Origin of the sequence: Pseudomonas sp. Tn43 (assembly GCF_014192635.1) — a bacterium.
Taxonomy (GTDB): Bacteria; Pseudomonadota; Gammaproteobacteria; order Pseudomonadales; family Pseudomonadaceae; genus Aquipseudomonas.
Genome location: NZ_JACHYG010000007.1, coordinates 161,209 through 181,625 on the forward strand (window position 1 = coordinate 161,209; position 20,417 = coordinate 181,625).

The following is a 20,417-nucleotide window of genomic DNA, read 5'->3' on the forward strand; positions in this document are numbered from 1 at the left end:
GCTTTAATCGCTCGAGCTCGCAAAAAGCGCAAGTCGGTTGCCGAGATGAACGTGGTGCCTTACATCGACGTGATGCTGGTACTGCTGGTCATCTTCATGGTGACCGCGCCGATGCTCAATCAGGGCGTGAAAGTTGATCTGCCCAAGGTTTCCAGTGAAGCCTTGCCGCAGGACAACAACACTCAGGTCCTGACCATTTCGATCAAGGCTGACAAGACCTATTACTGGAACCTTGGCAGCGAAGTCGACACCGATAAGCAGCAGGACAAGGCCATGACCTTGCCGCAAATGACCGACGCGGTGACCAAGATCGTTCGCGCCGGCACTGAAGGTGGCAAGCGTACCCAGGTATTCATCCGTGGCGACAAGACCGTCGATTACGGCGCCGTCATGGGCGCCATGGGCGGGTTGCAGAAAGCCGGGGTCGGTAATGTTGGCTTGATTACCGAGGCACCCTGATGCAGCAAATGCGAGAGCCGTCCGCCTCGGAAAGCTATTTCTGGCCTAGTGTCTGGGCGATTGTCTTGCACGTGCTGGTTTTCGGCATGCTGTTCGTCAGTTTTGCCTTCACACCGGAACTGCCGCCGGCCAGGCCGATTGTCCAGGCGACCTTGTACCAGCTGAAATCGAAAAGTCAGGCGACCACCCAGACCAATCAGAAGATTGCGGGTGAAGCGAAGAAATCCGCCGCGCGCCAGACCGAAGTCGAACAGATGGAACAGAAAAAGATCGAGCAGGAAGCGATCAAGGCCGCGGAACAAAAGAAGGAAGATGCGGCTCAAAAAGCCGAAGAATCCAAGAAGGCCGACGAGACGAAGAAAGCGGAAGAGGCAAAAAAGGCGGATGAAGCCAAGAAAGCCGATGAAGCCAAGAAGACCGCCGAAGCCAAAAAGGCCGAAGAGAAACAATTGGCTGATATAGCCAAGAAGAAATCTGAAGAAGAAGCCAAGAAAGCTGCGGAAGAAGAGGCCAAGAAAGCGGCCGCCGAAGAAGCGAAGAAAAAGATCGTCGAAGACGCGAAGAAGAAAGCCGCCGAAGACGCCAAGAAAAAATCCGAAGCTGAAGAGGCGAAGAAGAAAGTCGCCGAAGACGCGAAGAAGAAAGCTGCTGCCGATGCTGCGAAGAAAAAATCGCAGGAAGCGGCACGTAAATCCGCCGAAGAAAAAAAGGCTCAGGCCCTGGCAGATTTGCTTTCCGACACGCCGGAGCGTCAGCAGGCCTTGGCCGATGAGCAGGGTGACGAAGTCGCCGGCAGTTTCGATGATCTGATTCGTGCTCGTGCAGCGGAAGGTTGGGCTCGTCCACCTTCGGCACGCAAAGGCATGACGGTGGTATTGCAAATCGGCATGTTGCCCGATGGTACGGTGACTTCGGTCGGCGTAGCCAAGTCCAGCGGCGATAGTCCGTTTGACGCTTCCGCTGTAGCGGCGGTCAAGAACATTGGACGTTTGACAGAAATGCAGGGAATGAAACCGAGCGATTTCGCTCCCTATCGTTCATTCAAGATGACATTCACACCTGAGGATCTAGCCTTGTGAGAAACCTTCTTCGAGGAATGCTTGTCGTTATTTGCTGCCTGGCAGGGATAGCGGCAGCTGATGAGAAAAACATTCTGGTCACCAGCGGCAGTGATCGGGCCACCCCGATCGCGGTAGTGCCGTTTGGCTTCCAGGGCGGTAGCGTGCTGCCGGACGACATGGCTGAAATTATCGGTAACGACCTGCGCAACTCGGGTTACTACTCGCCGATTCCAAAACAGAACATGATCAGCCAGCCAAGCCAGGCCAGCGAAATCATCTTCCGTGACTTCAAGGCGCTGGGTGCCCAGTACGTCATGGTCGGCAGCATTGTTCCAGCGGGCGGTCGCCTGCAGGTTCAATACGCACTGTTCAACGTCGCCACCGAGCAGCAAGTGCTGACCGGCAGCGTGTCGGGCGGCGTCGATCAACTGCGCGACATGGCGCATTACATCTCCGACCAGTCGTTCGAGAAACTCACCGGTATCAAAGGTGCGTTCTCGACTCGTCTGCTGTACGTGACGGCCGAGCGGTTCTCCGAGAAGAACACTCGCTACACGCTGCAACGTTCGGACTATGACGGTGCCCGTGCGGTGACCCTGCTGCAATCGCGCGAGCCGATCCTGTCGCCGCGTTTTGCACCGGATGGCAAACGCATTGTTTATGTGTCGTTCGAGCAGAAGCGTCCGCGCATTTTCATGCAGAACATCGACACCGGTCGCCGTGAGCAGATCACCAATTTCGAAGGCCTGAATGGTGCGCCAGCCTGGTCGCCGGATGGTCAGCGTCTGGCATTCGTATTGTCCAAAGACGGTAACCCGGACATCTATGTGATGAACCTGGGTTCGCGTCAGATCAGTCGCGTCACCAATGGTCAGGGCATCAACACCGAACCGTTCTGGGGTAAAGATGGTTCGACCATCTACTTCACCTCCGATCGTGGCGGCAAGCCACAGATCTACAAAACCAGCGCAAGCGGTGGTGGTGCGGAGCGTGTGACCTTCATCGGTAACTACAACGCCAACCCTAAACTGTCGGCCGATGAAAAGACCCTGGTAATGATCCATCGTCAGGAAGGCTTCACCAATTTCAAGGTGGCGGCGCAGGATTTGCAGCGCGGTAGTGTAAAGATCCTCACTGATAGCACTCTGGACGAGTCGCCTACTGTTGCGCCCAACGGCACCATGGTAATCTACGCCACCCGCCAGCAGGGCCGGGGAGTCTTGATGCTCGTGTCCATTAATGGGCGCGTGAGGCTCCCGCTTCCTACCGCACAAGGCGAAGTCAGAGAACCGTCCTGGTCCCCTTACCTGAACTGACGCGGCGCTACATGTTGTACTTAACACACTGGGGTTCATTAGGAGTTTCACGATGGAAATGCTGAAGTTTGGTAAATTTGCTGCGCTGGCTCTGGCCATGGCTGTAGCTGTAGGTTGCTCGTCCAAAGGCGGCGACAACGCCGGTGAAGGCGCTGTTGATCCAAACGCTGGTTACGGCGCTAACACTGGTGCTGTTGACGGTTCCCTGAGCGAAGAAGCTGCTCTGCGCGCAATCACCACCTTCTACTTCGAATACGACAGCTCGGACCTGAAGCCAGAAGCCATGCGCGCTCTGGACGTTCACGCCAAAGACCTGAAAGCAAACGGCGCTCGCGTTGTTCTGGAAGGCAACACCGACGAACGTGGTACTCGTGAGTACAACATGGCACTGGGCGAGCGTCGTGCGAAAGCCGTTCAGCGTTACCTGGTACTGCAAGGTGTTTCCCCAGCTCAGGCGGAACTGGTTTCCTACGGCGAAGAGCGTCCAGTTGCTACCGGCAACGACGAGCAGTCCTGGGCTCAAAACCGTCGCGTCGAACTGCGTAAGTAATTCGTCATGCGAACGTGCCGTCGTGCTGTAACTGTTTTGGCTCTCAGCCTCGCACCGCTTGCGGTGTGGGCTGCGGTTCCTGTGGTCGAGGACAACTCCGGCTATAACAATAGCGGGAGCAGTTATCCGCCTGCGGGTTACGGTACGAACGGCGCCTATGCCGGGGGAGGGGTTTCAGCCCCTGTCTCGGCGCAGGGCCAGCTGTTCAACCAACTGCAACAAATGCAGGATCAGATCTCGCGCCAACAGGGTGTGATCGAAGAACTGCAAAATGATGTAGCGCGCATGAAGCAAGAAAGCCTGGAGCGATATCAGGATCTTGATCGGCGCATAGGAACCGGTGTTGCACCCGCCGCGACTCCTGATAATTCTTCCACCGGTGGCAATTTGAATGCCCCCGGTGCAGCAGCCGGCGCGGGAGCGGCAGCCGCTGCCACTTCCACACAAGCGCCTGCCGCAGGTAGCGAACCGGCTGATCCGGCGAAGGAAAAACTGTACTACGATGCAGCCTTCGACCTGATCAAAGCCAAGGATTTCGACAAGGCCAGTCAGGCTTTCGCCGCATTCCTGCGCAAGTACCCGAACAGCCAGTACGCGGGCAATGCCCAGTACTGGTTGGGTGAAGTGAACCTGGCCAAGGGCGATCTGCAAGGTGCAGGTCAGGCATTTGCCAAGGTTTCGCAGCTGTATCCCAAGCACCCCAAAGTGCCTGATTCGCTGTACAAGCTCGCTGATGTAGAGCGCCGCCTCGGTCATACCGACCGGGTCAAAGGCATTCTGCAGCAGGTCGTGTCCCAATATCCGGGCACTTCCGCCGCTCAGCTGGCTCAACGCGATTTGCAGCGTATGTAAGCTTGCTTGATGCGTTTAGAAGAAACCCGCGCTTGTCGCGGGTTTTTTCGTTAGAATTCATGCCCTTTTTATGAAACACGCTTTTTGGGATCTGCGCGTTGGCGAGGTTCCTTGAAGTGCCTGACGGAGGCGGACAGCCTGTTTAGCTGTTACGCCCGTGGCGACTATGCAAGACACATTGAGAATCACCGAAGTTTTCTACTCGTTGCAGGGTGAAACGCGGACTGCCGGGCTGCCCACTGTCTTTGTGCGCCTGACCGGTTGCCCATTGCGTTGCCAATACTGTGACAGCGCCTACGCGTTCACTGGCGGCACCCTTCGCACGCTCGATGACATCCTCGAGCAAGTGGCCGGTTTTCGCCCGCGTTACGTCTGTGTCACGGGTGGCGAGCCCCTGGCGCAACCGAATGCCATCCCTTTGCTCAAGCAGTTGTGTGATGCCGGCTACGAAGTGTCACTGGAAACCAGTGGTGCGCTGGACATCTCGGCGGTCGATCCACGGGTCAGTCGCGTCGTCGACCTGAAAACCCCGGGTTCGAAAGAAGCACACCGCAACCGCTACGAAAACATCGAGCTGCTCACGCCTAACGATCAGGTAAAGTTTGTCATCTGCTCGCGGGAAGACTACGACTGGGCTGTGTCCAAGCTGATTCAATATGGCCTGGACCAGCGTGCCGGCGAAGTCTTGTTCTCGCCCAGTCACCATGACCTGAATGCGCGTGATCTGGCGGACTGGGTGGTAGCGGACAATCTGCCTGTGCGTCTGCAATTGCAGCTGCATAAATATCTTTGGAATGATGAGCCGGGGCGCTGAAATGACTGAACAAACGAACACTGCTGAAAAACGCGCGGTCATCTTGCTGTCCGGTGGCCTCGATTCCGCGACAGTCGTGGCCATGGCTCGTGCCGAAGGCTACCGCTGCTACACCATGAGCTTCGATTACGGTCAGCGGTCTCATGCCGAATTGCACGCCGCCGCACGTGTCGCCCAAGACTTGGGAGTGGTCGAGCACAAAGTGATCGGCTTGAACCTGAACGGTATCGGCGGCTCGGCATTGACCGACACCCGTATCGATGTGCCGGAAACACCGGGTGAAGGTATCCCGGTGACTTACGTGCCAGCGCGCAACACCGTGTTTCTGTCCTTGGCACTGGGCTGGGCCGAAGTGCTGGGGGCGCGTGACATCTTTATTGGCGTCAACGCGGTGGATTATTCCGGTTACCCGGATTGCCGTCCCGAGTTCATCGAGGCCTTCGAGCGCATGGCCAATCTGGCGACCAAGGCCGGGGTAGAAGGGCAGGGTTTCCGTATTCAGGCGCCACTGCAGAACCTGAGCAAGGCGCAGATCGTCCAGGCCGGCGTGAAGCTGGGCGTCGATTACGGGCTGACCGTTTCCTGCTATCAAGCGGACGATAACGGCCGCGCCTGCGGTAAATGCGACAGCTGCCGCCTGCGTGCAGAAGGCTTCGCGGCGGCCGGTGTGACGGACCCAACACCTTATTTTTGATTTATTTCAAATTAGGTGTTGAATAGTCCTTAAAAATCAGTATTATACGCGCCACCACACAGCGGGTCGTTAGCTCAGTTGGTAGAGCAGTTGGCTTTTAACCAATTGGTCGTAGGTTCGAATCCCACACGACCCACCATTTTAAAAAATCTGGAAGGCCCACGTAAGTGAGGATTTCCGGGTTTTTTTTTGCCCGCAATTTGAGCACCGCTCAATCCGGGTGACGCAGGTCAGAATCATCTTTTGCATCTTCGGGATATTCTGTAGCCTTGCGCAACTTCAATGCTGTCCATGCCTGATGAATACTCACTATCCCGGCGGTGCCCATAAGGGTCCGGAGCCGGGTGTATACTCGACTTTCGCGCGAAAGCGCCTGCAGGTCTTGCGAACATGACGCAGATTTCCGAACGCCTTCTGGTTCAAGCCCACCTCGACGCCAAGCAGCCCAAGCCGCTGACAGCCGAGGAAGAGGCTTATTACCGTGCTGCCATCGCTGCCGAGCTCAAGGCTCAGGACGCGGTGCTGGTTGCCCACTTCTATTGCGATCCGGTCATTCAGGCCCTGGCCGAAGAAACCGGTGGCTGCGTCTCCGACTCTCTGGAGATGGCCCGCTTTGGCAATGCCCACCCCGCCAAGACTGTGGTGGTCGCCGGCGTGAAATTCATGGGCGAAACCGCGAAAATCCTCAACCCTGAAAAACGCGTGCTGATGCCGACCCTGGAAGCGACTTGCTCGCTGGACCTGGGTTGCCCGGTGGACGAGTTCTCGGCGTTCTGCGATCAGCATCCGGAGCGTACGGTGGTGGTGTATGCCAACACCTCGGCGGCAGTCAAAGCCAGGGCGGATTGGGTGGTGACGTCCAGCTGTGCGCTGGAAATCGTCGAAAGCCTGATGGATAACGGCGAAACCATCATCTGGGCGCCAGACAAGCACCTGGGCACTTATATCCAGCGCAAGACCGGTGCTGACATGCTGCTGTGGGACGGCGCCTGCATCGTCCATGAAGAGTTCAAGGCCAAACAGCTCGAAGACATGAAAGCGCTGTACCCGGATGCGGCCATTCTGGTGCACCCGGAGTCGCCGACTGCCGTAATCGACTTGGCCGACGCAGTGGGTTCCACCAGTCAACTGATCGCTGCGGCGCAAAGTCTGCCGAACAAGACCCTGATCGTCGCCACCGACCGTGGCATCTTCTACAAGATGCAGCAGCTGTGTCCGGACAAGGTCTTCATCGAAGCGCCAACGGCCGGTAACGGCGCCGCCTGCCGCAGTTGCGCACATTGCCCCTGGATGGCGATGAACACGCTTGAGCGCACGCTGAAGAGCTTGAAGGAAGGGACGAATGAAATTTTTGTCGATCCAGCGTTGATTCCGCAGGCGGTGCGGCCGTTGAAGCGGATGCTTGATTTCACGCAGGCTGCAAGGATGAAATTAGCCGGCAACGCCTGAGATCTTTCAGGTAAGCCACAAAACCTGTGGGAGCGAGCCTGCTCGCGATAGCAATCTGTCAGTCATATCAATGTTGACTGATACACCGCTATCGCGAGCAGACTCGCTCCCACAATGATTTGTGCTCTGCGCAACTTACTTTGCCTTCTTTGGAATACGCACAAGCTGGGTATTGGAGTAAATGTCATGCCAGCTGCGCTTCTGCTTGTCGAACAGCGACCAGAAGAATCCCAGCCCCAGGCATAGCCAGGAGGCGATCGACACCACAAAGCGCAACAGAGCCTGCCACAGACTGATGGATGAGCCATCGGCGTTCTGCACGCGAATGCCCCACACCTGCATCCCCAGAGTCTGCCCCGACCAGGTCCAGAACTTGGCAAAGAAGCCGAACAGCACGAACAGCAGCACCGTCGATAGCAGCGGGTCACCGTCCAGCGCGCCGGCGTCGGTCAAGGCGCGCATTTGGTCTTCGCCGATGATCGCCATCTGGATCATCTTGTAAATGCCGCTGGTAACGATCAGCAGGGCGGTGCACAGCAAAAAGTCGTAGAACATCGCTGCCAGGCGACGCCCCAGGCCGACGGCGGGAAAATCGCCCTGTGGGGAGAGCAGGTGTTTCGACATGGCAGCCTCTGAACGGAAAAAGAAGCCATTTTACGGATTTACACGCACAAAAAAGCCCCTGATGTCAGCATCAGGGGCTTTTTTGTGAAAGACGGAATTACGCTTCGGCGATAACTTCGTCAGCTTGCATGCCTTTCTGGCCTTGCACAGCAACGAAAGTCACTTTCTGGCCTTCTTTCAGGCTCTTGAAGCCGTTGCCCTGAATAGCGCGGAAATGTACGAACAGATCCGGACCGCTTTCTGGAGTGATAAAACCAAAACCTTTCTCGTCGTTAAACCACTTGACGGTACCGCTCTGACGTTGGGACATTTCTTATTTCCTTTGACGCAAAAAAATGAATGACAGTCTCCTTCTGGTGAAAGAGTACTGGGGCTGGTTGCAGGAGAGTAAGAAGACGTCGGACGGGATGTAGCTAACTTTGTAGGCTACTGCCCAGGTCACGATTCCAAGCGACCCATGCAAACACAGTGAACAAACTCTACGCCAACTACGGGAGAAAAAACAAGCCCTGCGAAGCCCCGTATTTCCTCGGGTTGATGGCACTAGGGCAGGCTTATTCGATAGCGTTGTTCAGGTTGTTTTCGATCGTTATAAGTAACGTTCATAAACGAAACGTTCGCACTGTTTTATGGCGGCTGCGTTACAGATTAGTGCACTCTTAACGCAGCCGCGTTACTTATAGAAACAGTCGATCAGCCGCGATAGTAGCGTTGTGGAACAAATGGCATTTTGCTTACAAGCAAAGGCACCTTTTTCCCACGAACAATTGCCCAAACCGGCGTATCCAAAGCGATATAAGCGCTGTCGAGGTAACCCATGGCCAAAGGAGCGCCGAGGGTCGGACCGAAGCCGCCGCTGCACACGCTGCCGATGATGTCGCCGGCTTCGTTGACGATCTCTGCACCTTCGCGCACTGGCGTACGTTCCTGTGGCAGCAGGCCAACACGTTTGCGGCTGACACCGGCTTGCTGCTGGGCGAACACGGTTTCAGCGCCGGGGAAGCCGCCGGCCCGCGCGCCATCGGCACGACGAGGCTTGGAGATGGCCCACAACAGGCTGGCTTCGATTGGGGTGGTTTCGGTGTTCATGTCGTGGCCGTAGAGGCACAGGCCGGCTTCCAGGCGCAGGGAGTCGCGAGCGCCGAGGCCGATGGCCGCCACTTCCGGTTCGGCCAGCAGGGCGCGAGCCAGGGCTTCGGCATTGGCGGCCGGTACGGAGATTTCGAAACCGTCTTCACCGGTGTAGCCCGAACGGCTGACAAAGCAGTCCACACCCAACAGCTTCACACGGGCGAACTGCATGAAAGTCATTTTCGCCACTTCAGGCGCAAGGCGTGCGAGCACGGTGACGGCTGCAGGGCCTTGCAACGCCAGCAACGCGCGCTCTTCGAACAGCGGCTCGATGGTGCACTGCTCGCCGATATGCTTGCGCAGGTGCGCCAGATCCTGATCCTTGCAGGCCGCGTTGACCACCAGGAACAGTTCGTCGTTACCAAGGTTGGCGACCATCAGGTCGTCGAGGATGCCGCCGGTCTCATTGGTGAACATCGCGTAGCGCTGCATGCCCACCGGCAAATCGATGATATCCACCGGCACCAGGGTTTCCAGAGCTTTGGCCGCATTCGCGCCGGTCAGGCGGATCTGGCCCATGTGCGAAACATCGAACAGCCCGGCCTGCTCACGGGTGTGCTGGTGTTCTTTCATCACGCCCAGCGGGTATTGCACTGGCATTTCGTAACCGGCGAACGGCACCATGCGGGCGCCGAGTTCGAGGTGCAGTGCGTGCAACGGGGTTTTCAACAGGTGTTCGGTGGACATATCCAGCTCCTGAAAATAGTGCAGATGCGCGCATCAGCACTCGATAATGTTGACCGCCAAACCGCCACGGGCGGTTTCCTTGTATTTGCTTTTCATGTCGGCGCCGGTCTGGCGCATGGTGCGGATGACTTTGTCGAGGGAGACGAAGTGCTGGCCGTCGCCGCGCAGGGCCATGCGCACCGCATTGATGGCTTTGACCGAACCCATTGCGTTGCGCTCGATACAAGGCACTTGCACCAGTCCGCCAATCGGGTCGCAGGTCAGGCCGAGGTTGTGTTCCATGCCGATTTCGGCGGCGTTTTCCACCTGCTGCACCGTGCCGCCCAGCACTTCACACAAGGCGCCGGCGGCCATGGAACAGGCGACGCCAACCTCGCCTTGACAGCCGACTTCGGCGCCGGAGATCGAGGCGTTTTCCTTGTAAAGAATGCCGATCGCGGCGGCCGTCAGCAGAAAGCGCACGACGCCATCTTCGTTAGCCCCAGGAATGAAGCGCATGTAGTAATGCAACACCGCGGGGATGATTCCGGCTGCACCGTTGGTGGGCGCAGTGACCACACGTCCGCCATTGGCGTTTTCTTCGTTAACCGCCAAGGCGTACAGGTTGACCCAGTCGAGCACCGACAGCGGATCGCGCAGTGACGATTCCGGGTTTTTGCACAATTGCCGATGCAACGCCGCGGCCCGGCGCTTGACCTTGAGCCCACCGGGCAGGATGCCTTCGTTGCGGCAACCGGCGGCGACGCAGTCTTGCATCACTTGCCAGATTTTCAGCAGTCCGGCGCGGGTTTCCGCTTCGGGTCGCCAGGCACTCTCATTGGTCAGCATCACCTGGCTGATCGACAGGCCGTAGGTGCTGCAATGACCGAGCAAATCCTTGGCACTTTTGAACGGGAAGGTCAGCGGGGTAGCGTCTTCGACGATGCGGTCGGCACCGGCAGCGTCTTCATCAACCACGAAACCACCGCCGACCGAGTAATACTCGCGGCTGCGGATTTGCAGGCCAGCGGCATCGAATGCGCGAAAGATCATGCCGTTGGGGTGATAGGCCAACGGTTTGCGGATCATCGCCAGGTGTTCTTTCTCGTTGAACGCAATGCTGTGTTCGCCGAGCAGATTCAGGCGACCGCTGCCGCGAATCTCTTGTAGGCGCGCGGCGACGGTTTCGGTGTCCACGGTATCCGGGTGTTCGCCTTCCAGGCCCAGTAACACGGCCTTGTCGCTGCCATGGCCTTTGCCGGTGGCGCCGAGCGAGCCGTAGAGCTCGACTTTGACGCAGGTGGTTGCGGCCAGCAGCCCTTCACGGCGCAGACCTTCGGCGAAACGCGCAGCGGCACGCATCGGGCCGACGGTGTGGGAGCTGGAGGGGCCGATGCCAATCTTGAACAGGTCGAGCACGCTTAACGACATGGTTGGCCTCCGTTGGAGTAGTTGTAAGCGGCAAGCTACAAACTGCAAGTCAAAGCCGATCGGCTCTTTCTTGCAGCTTGAGGCCTGCCACTTGAGGCTGCTTTTTTTAAGCGTAGCTTTCGATCGACGGGCAGGCGCAGACCAGGTTGCGATCGCCGAAGACGTTGTCGACGCGACCGACCGGTGGCCAGTACTTGCCTTCGATCAGCGACGCGACCGGGTACACCGCTTGCTCGCGGCTGTACGGGTGAGTCCACTCGCCGACGATTTCCGCGGCGGTGTGTGGCGCGTTTTTCAGCGGGTTGTCGTCCTTGTCCAGCGTGCCGTTTTCCACCGCGCGGATTTCTTCGCGGATGCGGATCATGGCGTCGCAGAAGCGGTCCAGTTCTTCCCTGGATTCGCTTTCGGTCGGTTCGATCATCAACGTGCCGGCCACCGGGAACGACATGGTCGGGGCGTGGAAGCCGAAGTCGATCAGGCGCTTGGCGACGTCATCGACGCTGATGCCGCTGCTGTCTTTCAACGGACGCAGGTCGAGGATGCATTCGTGCGCCACCAACCCGTTGCTGCCGGTGTACAGCACTGGGTAGTGCTCTTCGAGGCGACGGGAAATGTAGTTGGCATTCAGGATCGCCAGTTGCGAAGCACGCTTGAGACCCGCGCCACCCATCATACGAATGTACATCCAGGTGATCGGCAGAATGCTCGCGCTGCCGAACGGTGCCGCGCAGACCGCGCCTTGCTTGCGTTCCATCTGGGCGTGGCCCGGCAGGAACGGTGTCAGGTGCGACTTGACGCCAATCGGGCCGACGCCCGGGCCGCCACCGCCGTGTGGAATGCAGAAGGTCTTGTGCAGGTTGAGGTGAGACACGTCGCCGCCGAACTTGCCTGGCGCGCAGAGGCCGACCATCGCGTTCATGTTGGCGCCGTCGATGTACACCTGGCCGCCGTTGTCGTGAATGATGCCGCAGATTTCGCGGATGCCTTCTTCGAACACGCCGTGGGTCGACGGGTAGGTGATCATCAGCGCAGCGAGATGTTCGCGGTGCTCGATGGCCTTGGCGCGCAAGTCTTCGATGTCGACGTTGCCGCGGGCATCGCAGGCGGTCACGACCACGCGCATGCCAGCCATGTTGGCAGTGGCCGGGTTGGTGCCGTGGGCGGAGGACGGGATCAGGCAGATGTCGCGACGGTCTTCGCCACGGCTCTGGTGGTAGGCACGAATCGCCAGCAGGCCAGCGTATTCACCTTGGGAACCGGCGTTCGGTTGCAGGGAGATCGAGTCGTAACCGGTGGCGGCACAGAGCATTGCTTCCAGTTCATCGGTCAGCTGCTGGTAGCCGGCGCTTTGCTCGGCTGGAGCGAACGGATGCAGGGCACCGAATTCAGCCCAGGTCACCGGGATCATTTCGCTGGCGGCGTTGAGCTTCATGGTGCACGAACCCAGCGGAATCATGGTGCGATCCAGGGCCAGATCCTTGTCGGCGAGCTTGCGCAGGTAGCGCATCAGCTCGGTTTCGGAGTGATAACGGTTGAACACCGGGTGGCTGAGGATCGGCGATTGGCGAACCAGCGCGGCCGGAAGGGTGCTTTCGACCGAGGCGGCGAGGGCGGCGAAGTCTGGCAGCGCCTTGCCGTCGGCCAGCACGCTCCACAGGGTTTCAACATCAGCCTGGCTGGTGGTTTCGTCCAGGGACAGGCCCAGGCGCTCGTCATCCACCACACGCAGGTTGATGCGCTGGGCACGAGCCTTGTCGTGCAGGGCAGCAGTTTGCGCGCCGGTCTTGATCGTCAGTGTGTCGAAGAAGCTGGTTTGCTCGACGGTCAAGCCCAATGCGCTCAAGCCTTTGGCGAGGATCGCGGTCAGGTGATGAATGCGTTGTGCGATCTGCGTCAGGCCTTTCGGGCCGTGGTATACGGCGTACATGCTGGCGATGTTGGCCAGCAGCACTTGGGCGGTGCAGATGTTGCTGGTGGCTTTCTCGCGGCGGATATGCTGCTCGCGGGTCTGCATGGCCAGGCGCAGGGCCGGCTTGCCGAAACGGTCCACGGAAACACCGACCAGACGGCCCGGCATGTCACGTTTGAATGCATCTTTGGTGGAGAAATAGGCCGCGTGCGGACCACCGAAGCCCAGCGGCACGCCGAAGCGTTGCGCGCTGCCGATAGCCACGTCGGCGCCGAATTCGCCTGGCGGAGTCAGCACGGTCAGGGCCAGCAGGTCAGCCGCGACAGCGACCAGCGCATTAGCCGCGTGGAAACGCTCGGTCAGTTCGCGGTAGTCGAACACATCACCATTGCTGGCCGGGTATTGCAGCAAAGCGCCGAAGAACGGCGTCACGTCGCTCAGTTCGCGCTCATCGCCGACCACCACGTCGATGCCCAACGGCTCGGCGCGGGTGCGCAGCACGTCGAGGGTTTGCGGGTGGCAATGAACCGAGGCGAAGAACGCATGGCTGCCTTTATTCTTGCTCAGGCGCTTGCAGAAGGTCATGGCTTCAGCAGCGGCGGTGGCTTCGTCGAGCAGGGAGGCGTTGGCGATCGGCAGGCCGGTCAGGTCGCTGATCAGGGTCTGGAAGTTCAGCAGCGCTTCGAGACGGCCTTGGGAAATTTCTGGCTGGTAGGGAGTGTAAGCGGTGTACCAGGCCGGGTTTTCCAGCAGGTTGCGCAGGATTGGCGAGGGCGTGTGAGTGCCATAGTAGCCCTGGCCGATATAGGTCTTGAACAGCTGGTTTTTGCCGGCGATGGATTTGATCAGCGCCAGGGCATCCGCTTCACTCAAGCCGTCTTCCAGGCCGAGGACGCTGGTGCCCTTGATGCTGTCGGGAATGACGCTGGCGCTCAGGGCTTCCAGTGAGTCAAAGCCAAGGCTGTTGAGCATGGCTTGCTCATCGCCGGCACGCGGGCCGATGTGGCGGGCGATGAATTCGTTGGCAGTGCCGAGATTAATTTGAGTCATGTCAGCGCTCCTCAGGCTTCAGCGTTGGCTTTGATCAGACGGTCGTAAGCGTCTTGATCCAGCAGTTGGCCGACAGCCGAGGCGTCGGCTGGCTGGAAGCGGAAGAACCAGCCTTCGCCCAGCGGATCTTCGTTGACCAGTTCAGGGCTGCTGTCCAGCGCCGGGTTCACTTCCAGCACTTCACCGTCGAGTGGCATGTACACGCCGCTGGCGGCTTTTACCGATTCCACAGTGGCGGCTTCAGCGCCTTTGTCGTAGGACTGCAGCTCAGGCAGTTGTACGAAAACCACGTCGCCCAGGGCGTTCTGCGCGAAAGCGGTGATGCCGACGGTGACGGTGCCGTCAGCTTCAGTGCGCAGCCATTCGTGATCTTCAGTAAAACGCAACTCGCTCATGGAAACTCCTAAGGGGGCCAGACTCGTCTGGTGGACGCGATTGAATAATCGGCAATGCCGTACTTTATGGATGGTTACTAAGCAAAAACGCGGCCAATGTTTTTTTGTTATTTAAAAACAATGACTTATGTATAAGTGTGGATTGTCGTATTGCCGTAGCTGTAGCGAAATCGCTACAGCGCGAGCCGAAGAAAAAAGCCTAGGAGGATCAAAGCCTTGCAAAGCGGCGATCAGGAGAGGGTGTATCGATATCATTCCACTGTAGCGCTTTCAGTACAGATGGAGGTCGCTTTTAAACAGGTTAGAAGCCCTTGAATTGGAACCCGACCCGTAGGAGCTGCCGAAGGCTGCGATCTTGTCCCTGGCACCACAAAGCGAAAGTCAAAAGATCGCAGCCTTCGGCAGCTCCTACATGGATAAGCGCATGGCCCGATACGGCCGAAGGCAAAGGAGCTTCAGGGTTTGTTGGGTATACCGTACTTACGCAACCGATGGGCGATCGCGGTGTGGGAGGTTTGCAGGCGGCTGGCCAGTTGGCGGGTCGAGGGGTAGCTGACGTAGAGCTTTTCCAGCAGGGTTTTCTCGAACTCCTCCATAGCCTGTTCAAGGCTGTCGACCTCGTTGTCGCTCTGGCGCGCCACGGAGGTGCCAGCGATGTCGAGGTCGCCGATGTCCACCAGGCTGCTTTCGCAAATCGCCGCGGCACGGAAGATTACGTTCTGCAATTGCCGCACGTTCCCCGGCCAGCGATTGTCCAGCAGTGCCGGATAAGTGCCCGGCGCCAGTCGACAGACCGGGCGCTGGATTTGAGCGCAGGCCTGCTGCATGAAGTAGCGCGCCAGCAGCAGAATGTCCTGGCCTCGCTCGCGCAACGGCGGGACTTCGACATTCAGCACATTGAGGCGATAAAACAGGTCTTCGCGGAAGGTGCCTTCGCTGACCATTTTTTCCAGATCGCGGTGAGTCGCGCTGAGGATCCGCACATTGACCTTCACTTCGCGATCGCCACCAACCCGTCGGAAGCTGCCGTCGTTGAGAAAGCGCAGCAGTTTCGCCTGTAAGTACGGTGACATTTCACCGATCTCGTCGAGAAATACCGTGCCCTGGTTGGCCAGTTCCATCAGCCCCGGTTTGCCGCCCCGTTGCGCGCCGGTGAAGGCGCCGGGGGCATAGCCGAACAGCTCGCTTTCGGCGAGGTTTTCCGGCAGCGCTGCGCAGTTCAAGGCCAGGAATGGCGAGCCGTGGCGGGCGCTGATGGCGTGGCAGGCGCGGGCTACCAGTTCTTTGCCGGTGCCGGTCTCGCCCTGGATCAGCAACGGTGCATCGAGGGCCGCAACCCGTTGGGCGCGAGCCTTGAGTGTACGGATCGCCGGGGATTCGCCGAGCAGGGCATCGAAGCCTTCGGCGTGGTCGTGGTGCAGCGCCGAGAGGCGTTCACCGATGCGGTTCGGTTGATACAGGGTCAGCAAGGCGCCGGCGTCGGTGATCGGCGTTGCGTCCAGCAGCAGGGTCTGGCCATTGACGGTGATCTCGCGCAGCGGCAGGCGGAAGCCGTTTTCCAGCAATGCGTCGAGCAGCGCCGGGTCGGCAAATAGCTCGCTGATGCTTTCACCCGCCGGTTCGCGGCCGTACAGGGCGATCAGCGCCGGGTTGGCCAGCAGCACCTTGCCGGCACTGTCCAGTGCCAATACCGGGTCGGTCATGGCGGCGAGCAACGCATCGAGCTGCAAGTGACGGCGCTGGCCGGGAAGGATGTCGACCACCGTCACCGCTTGCACGCCGCGTACGCTGAAAAGCGCATCGCGCAGTTCTTCGAGCACTGCCGGGCTCAATGTCGGCGCGTCGATGTAGACGTTGGGCGGAACCATTTCCACCGCATCCAGATTGAGATTGCGCCCACCCAGCAAGGCCAGGACTTCCTGGGTGATGCCGACGCGGTCGATGAAGCTGACGTGGATACGCATGGGGCGGTTGGGTTCTGGAGTGCGGAGGGTGGCAAGTATGCCTTGGGGCGGGCCTTAGGTGAAATGCACGTGCAAATTTGTAGGAGCGAGGCTTGCCCGCGAAGAGGCCATCAAGACCGCTAAAAGCTTCGCGGGCAAGCCTCGCTCCTACAGGTCGTATAGCGAATGAAAGTCCGTCATCGCGAGCAGGCTCGCTCCCACAAGGTACGTGGGTTATTCGAAGTGCTCGGGGTTTACCGGGTCGCCGGATTTCATGTTCAACTGCTGCCGAATGTCTTCAAACATCAGATCGTAATGCTTGTGTATCGAGCCGATCTGGCTGTGTGTCTTCGGGATTCCGTACTTCTCGGCGATTTTCGTCACGTTGTTGGCGAAGTTGTAAGCCTCCTCCTTGGGCAAGAAGAAGGTCTCCGTCATGTCTTTTCCCTGCATGCTGCCGTGCATGGTGAACAGAATCCCTTTGCCTTTCTTGGGATCCTGCGAGACTTCATAGTCCAGGTGCACGTTGTAGTTGACATCATCAGGGGTCAGCGCGTGGCGTTCGATGTGCAGATGACCGGGCTCAAACGTTGCCATTGATGTCTCTCCTTAAAAGTAAGTTATGCCAGGTGTCGCGGTACTGATACGCGTGCCGGCCTTGCCCTGGACGATCGCTTCGATGTCCGAGAGTGAACCGATCACCGCGGTTTTTCCAGTATGGCGGGCGAACTCGCAGGCGGCCTGGACCTTCGGTCCCATGGAGCCGGCGGCGAAGCCGAGTTTTTCCATCTCATCGGGGTGGGCCTGGGCGATGGCTTTCTGGGTGGGTTTGCCGAAGTCGATGAACGCCGCATTGACGTCGGTGGCGATCACCAACAGATCGCTTTCAAGCTGTTCGGCCAGCAGCGCCGAACACAGGTCCTTGTCGATCACCGCTTCCACGCCTTGCAGTTTTCCGCTGGCGCCGTACATCGTCGGGATGCCGCCACCGCCGGCGCAGATCACGATGCTGCCTTTTTCCAGCAGCCACTTGATCGGGCGGATTTCGAAGATGCGTTTGGGTCTGGGGCTGGCCACCACACGGCGGAACTTGTCGCCGTCCGGCGCAATCGCCCAGCCTTTTTCGACCGCGAGTTTTTCCGCTTCGGCCTTGGTATAGACCGGGCCGATGGGTTTGCTGGGGGCCTGGAATGCCGGATCGTTGGCGTCGACCTCGACCTGGGTCAGCAAGGTTGCGAACGGGACTTCGAAGTCCAGCAGGTTGCCCAGTTCCTGTTCGATGATGTAGCCGATCATGCCTTCGGTTTCGGCGCCGAGCACGTCCAGCGGATAGGGCGAAACCGAGGTGTAGGCAGCGGCCTGCAATGACAGCAATCCGACCTGTGGGCCATTGCCGTGGGCAATGACCAATTGGTTGCCGGGATGGATCTTGGCGATCTGTTCGGTGGCGATCCGGATGTTGGCGCGCTGATTGTCAGCGGTCATCGGTTCACCCCGGCGGAGCAGGGCGTTACCGCCCAGAGCAACGACGATACGCATAATGCAGTCCTTTCAGAGAGGGAGCGAACAACACGATGATCGTTCCATTGCTGATCGTTCCCACGGTCCCCGTGGGAATGCCGCCCGGGACGCTCTGCGTCCCATGTGACGCGGAGCGTCACCGGATGCATTCCCACGCAGAGCGTGGGAACGATCAGCGGAGAGCGTAGGAACGATCACCGCGTCAGTCTTTAAATATCCGCCAGCGCCGAGACCAGAATCGCCTTGATGGTGTGCATGCGGTTTTCCGCTTGCTCGAAGGCGATGTTGGCCGGCGACTCGAAGACGTCTTCGGTCACTTCGACGCCGTTGGCCAGGTGCGGATAGCGCGCGGCGATGTCCTTGCCGACCTTGGTTTCACTGTTGTGGAACGCCGGCAGGCAATGCATGAATTTCACCCGCGGGTTGCCCGAGGCCTTCATCATCTCGGCGTTGACCTGGTAGGGCAGCAGTTGCTCGATGCGCTCATCCCACGCCTCCACCGGCTCGCCCATCGACACCCAGATGTCGGTGTGGATGAAGTCCACGTCCTTGACCGCTTCTTTCGGGTCTTCGGTGATGGTGATGCGCGCGCCGCTCTCCTCGGCGAAGGCCTTGCACTGATCGATGAAGTCCTGATGTGGCCACAGCGCTTTCGGTGCGGCGATGCGCACGTCCATGCCGAGTTTGGCGCCGATCATCAACAGCGAATTACCCATGTTGTAGCGGGCATCGCCGAGGTAGGCGTAGCTGATGTCGTGCAGCGGCTTGTCGCTGTGTTCACGCATGGTCAGGGTGTCGGCGATCATTTGCGTCGGGTGGAATTCAGCGGTCAGGCCGTTGAACACCGGCACGCCGGCGAATTTGGCCAGCTCTTCGACGATTTCCTGTTCGAAGCCACGGTACTCGATGGCGTCGAACATCCGCCCCAGCACGCGGGCGGTGTCTTTCATGCTTTCCTTGTGGCCGATCTGCGACGACACCGGGTCGATGTAGGTGACGTGGGCGCCCTGGTCATGGGCCGCGACTTCGAAGGCGCAGCGGGTGCGGGTCGAGGTTTTTTCGAAGATCAGCGCGATGTTCTTGCCTTGCAGGTGCGGACGCTCGGTGCCGGTGTACTTGGCGCGCTTGAGGTCACGGGACAGGTCCAGCAGGTAGTTCAGCTCGCGAGTGGTGTGGTGCATCAAACTCAGCAGGCTGCGGTTGCGCATGTTGAAAGCCATGAGTGGATCTCCTCGGGTATCGGTTATCCCCCGGGCCGCGCGGGATAAGCGGCGGCCAGGGTTCGCAGGTTAATAGTCGATAGGGTCACGAATGATCGGGCAGGTCATGCAATGGCCGCCGCCACGCCCGCGACCGAGTTCACCGGCGCTGATGGTGATGACCTCTACACCGGCCTTGCGCAGCAGGGTGTTGGTATAGGTGTTGCGGTCGTAACCGATCACCACGCCGGGTTCCACGGCCACCACGTTGTTGCCATCGTCCCATTGCTCCCGTTCGGCGGCGAAGGCGTTGCCGCCGGTTTCCACCACGCGCAACGCCGGCAGGTTGAGAGCCTTGGCCACGGTGTCGAGGAAGCTGGTTTCTTCGCGTCGAACGTCGACGCCGCCCGGTTTGCTTTCGTCAGGGCGCAGGCTGAAGGCGACGATCTGGCTCACCACTTCCGGGAAAATGGTCACCAGGTCGCGGTCGCAGAAGCTGAACACGGTGTCCAGGTGCATCGCGGCGCGGGACTTCGGCAGGCCGGCGACGATCACCCGTTCGACGGCTTTGTTCTTGAACAGGTTGACCGCCAATTGGCCGATGGCCTGGCGGGACGAACGCTCGCCCATGCCGATCAGCACCACGCCGTTGCCGATCGGCATCACGTCGCCGCCTTCAAGGGTGGCGCTGCCATGGTCCTGATCCGGATCGCCGTACCAGATCTGGAAATCGGCGTTGGTGAACTGCGGGTGGAATTTGTAGATGGCGGTGGTCAGCAGGGTTTCCTGGCGACGCGCCGGCCAGTACATCGGGTTGAGCGTCACGCCGCCGTAGATCCAGCAGGTGGTGTCGCGGGTGAATTGTGTATTGGGCAACGGCGGCAGAATGAAGCTGGAATGACCGAGAAATTCGCGGAACATCTGGATGGTCTTGCCGCCAAAACTGTCCGGCAGGTCATCGGCCGAAACACCGCCAATCAGGAACTCGGCGATCTTGCGCGGCTCCAGGCTGCGCAGCCAGGAAGCGGTTTCATTGACCAGACCCAGGCCCACCGAATTGGCGGTGATCTTGCGCTCCAGGATCCAGTTCAATGCTTCAGGAATTGCAACGATGTCGGTCAGCAGGTTGTGCATTTCCAGCACGTCGACGTTGCGCTCGCGCATTTTGGTGACGAAGTCGAAATGGTCACGCTTGGCTTGAGCCACCCACAGCACATCGTCGAAAAGCAGTTCATCGCAGTTGTTCGGGGTCAGCCGCTGATGGGCCAGGCCGGGGGAGCAAACCATGACTTTGCGTAGCTTGCCGGCTTCGGAATGGACGCCGTACTTAACTTTTTCGGTGGTCATTACAGT

At 59.1% G+C, this 20,417-nt stretch carries 19 protein-coding genes and 1 tRNA gene; 9 read left to right on the forward strand and 11 right to left on the reverse strand.

The genetic code is table 11. From position 1 onward, the window contains the following. Nucleotides 1-6 precede the first annotated feature (6 nt). From tolR to nadA, 9 genes are all read left to right on the forward strand, one after another. Entirely contained in the window at nt 7-459 is a 453-nt protein-coding gene (gene tolR / locus FHW68_RS19085; protein WP_168185083.1) for a protein TolR, read from the forward strand. After that, nucleotides 459-1,538 (forward strand): cell envelope integrity protein TolA, encoded by a 1,080-nt coding sequence (gene tolA / locus FHW68_RS19090; protein ID WP_183682301.1) that lies wholly within the window; start codon nt 459-461, stop codon nt 1,536-1,538. The genes tolR and tolA overlap by 1 nt, the downstream gene beginning before the upstream one ends. Further along, entirely contained in the window at nt 1,535-2,836 is a 1,302-nt protein-coding gene (gene tolB / locus FHW68_RS19095; protein WP_095632174.1) for a Tol-Pal system beta propeller repeat protein TolB, read from the forward strand. Before tolA ends, tolB begins: the two co-directional genes overlap by 4 nt. A 52-nt stretch (nt 2,837-2,888) precedes the next feature. Next, entirely contained in the window at nt 2,889-3,386 is a 498-nt protein-coding gene (pal, locus tag FHW68_RS19100; protein ID WP_095632173.1) for a peptidoglycan-associated lipoprotein Pal, read from the forward strand. A 6-nt stretch (nt 3,387-3,392) separates the two neighbouring features. Further along, entirely contained in the window at nt 3,393-4,238 is an 846-nt protein-coding gene (gene ybgF / locus FHW68_RS19105; protein ID WP_183682305.1) for a tol-pal system protein YbgF, read from the forward strand. A gap of 166 nt (nt 4,239-4,404) precedes the next feature. After that, nucleotides 4,405-5,052 carry a 7-carboxy-7-deazaguanine synthase QueE gene (queE, locus tag FHW68_RS19110; RefSeq protein ID WP_095632171.1) on the forward strand — a complete coding sequence of 216 codons (648 nt, stop codon included), beginning with the start codon at nt 4,405-4,407 and terminating at the stop codon, nt 5,050-5,052. 1 nt (nt 5,053) lies between these two features. After that, the gene (gene queC, locus FHW68_RS19115; protein ID WP_183682307.1) at nt 5,054-5,746 is read left to right on the forward strand and encodes a 7-cyano-7-deazaguanine synthase QueC; all 693 of its coding nucleotides are present in this window, start codon (nt 5,054-5,056) and stop codon (nt 5,744-5,746) included. Nucleotides 5,747-5,809: 63 nt separating this feature from the next. Continuing rightward, nucleotides 5,810-5,885: transfer RNA gene (locus FHW68_RS19120), tRNA-Lys, on the forward strand. A gap of 251 nt (nt 5,886-6,136) precedes the next feature. After that, nucleotides 6,137-7,195, forward strand: a complete 1,059-nt coding sequence (gene nadA / locus FHW68_RS19125; protein WP_183682310.1) for a quinolinate synthase NadA — start codon at nt 6,137-6,139, stop codon at nt 7,193-7,195. 135 nt (nt 7,196-7,330) lie between these two features. On the opposite strand, the gene FHW68_RS19130 is transcribed toward nadA, so the two are convergent. The 11 genes from FHW68_RS19130 to arcA all read right to left on the reverse strand — a co-directional run bounded on the left by FHW68_RS19130 (nt 7,331) and on the right by arcA (nt 20,411). Then, nucleotides 7,331-7,819, reverse strand: coding sequence for an RDD family protein (locus FHW68_RS19130; protein ID WP_183682313.1), 489 nt, complete (start codon nt 7,817-7,819; stop codon nt 7,331-7,333). 97 nt (nt 7,820-7,916) lie between these two features. Further along, on the reverse strand, nt 7,917-8,129 hold the full coding sequence (locus FHW68_RS19135; RefSeq protein WP_011335634.1) for a cold-shock protein: 213 nt from the start codon (nt 8,127-8,129) through the stop codon (nt 7,917-7,919). Nucleotides 8,130-8,512: 383 nt separating this feature from the next. Beyond that, nucleotides 8,513-9,637, reverse strand: coding sequence for a glycine cleavage system aminomethyltransferase GcvT (gcvT, locus tag FHW68_RS19140; RefSeq protein WP_183682315.1), 1,125 nt, complete (start codon nt 9,635-9,637; stop codon nt 8,513-8,515). A gap of 33 nt (nt 9,638-9,670) precedes the next feature. Then, nucleotides 9,671-11,047 carry an L-serine ammonia-lyase gene (locus FHW68_RS19145; protein WP_183682319.1) on the reverse strand — a complete coding sequence of 459 codons (1,377 nt, stop codon included), beginning with the start codon at nt 11,045-11,047 and terminating at the stop codon, nt 9,671-9,673. A 106-nt stretch (nt 11,048-11,153) separates the two neighbouring features. After that, nucleotides 11,154-14,006, reverse strand: a complete 2,853-nt coding sequence (gcvP, locus tag FHW68_RS19150; protein ID WP_183682321.1) for an aminomethyl-transferring glycine dehydrogenase — start codon at nt 14,004-14,006, stop codon at nt 11,154-11,156. Between the two features lie 11 nt (nt 14,007-14,017). Continuing rightward, nucleotides 14,018-14,401, reverse strand: a complete 384-nt coding sequence (gene gcvH / locus FHW68_RS19155; RefSeq protein WP_183682324.1) for a glycine cleavage system protein GcvH — start codon at nt 14,399-14,401, stop codon at nt 14,018-14,020. A 455-nt stretch (nt 14,402-14,856) separates the two neighbouring features. Further along, nucleotides 14,857-16,365, reverse strand: coding sequence for a sigma-54-dependent transcriptional regulator (locus FHW68_RS19160; protein ID WP_183682326.1), 1,509 nt, complete (start codon nt 16,363-16,365; stop codon nt 14,857-14,859). Between the two features lie 213 nt (nt 16,366-16,578). After that, a complete protein-coding gene (locus tag FHW68_RS19165; RefSeq protein WP_095632162.1) occupies nt 16,579-16,941 on the reverse strand; it encodes a DUF5064 family protein in 363 nt (120 codons plus the stop codon). A gap of 12 nt (nt 16,942-16,953) precedes the next feature. Beyond that, on the reverse strand, nt 16,954-17,883 hold the full coding sequence (gene arcC, locus FHW68_RS19170; protein ID WP_095632161.1) for a carbamate kinase: 930 nt from the start codon (nt 17,881-17,883) through the stop codon (nt 16,954-16,956). A gap of 191 nt (nt 17,884-18,074) precedes the next feature. Continuing rightward, nucleotides 18,075-19,085: an ornithine carbamoyltransferase gene (locus FHW68_RS19175; protein WP_007903335.1), complete on the reverse strand. Its 1,011-nt coding sequence runs from the start codon at nt 19,083-19,085 to the stop codon at nt 18,075-18,077. Between the two features lie 69 nt (nt 19,086-19,154). After that, a complete protein-coding gene (gene arcA, locus FHW68_RS19180) occupies nt 19,155-20,411 on the reverse strand; it encodes an arginine deiminase (RefSeq protein ID WP_095632160.1) in 1,257 nt (418 codons plus the stop codon). Nucleotides 20,412-20,417: the final 6 nt, after the last annotated feature.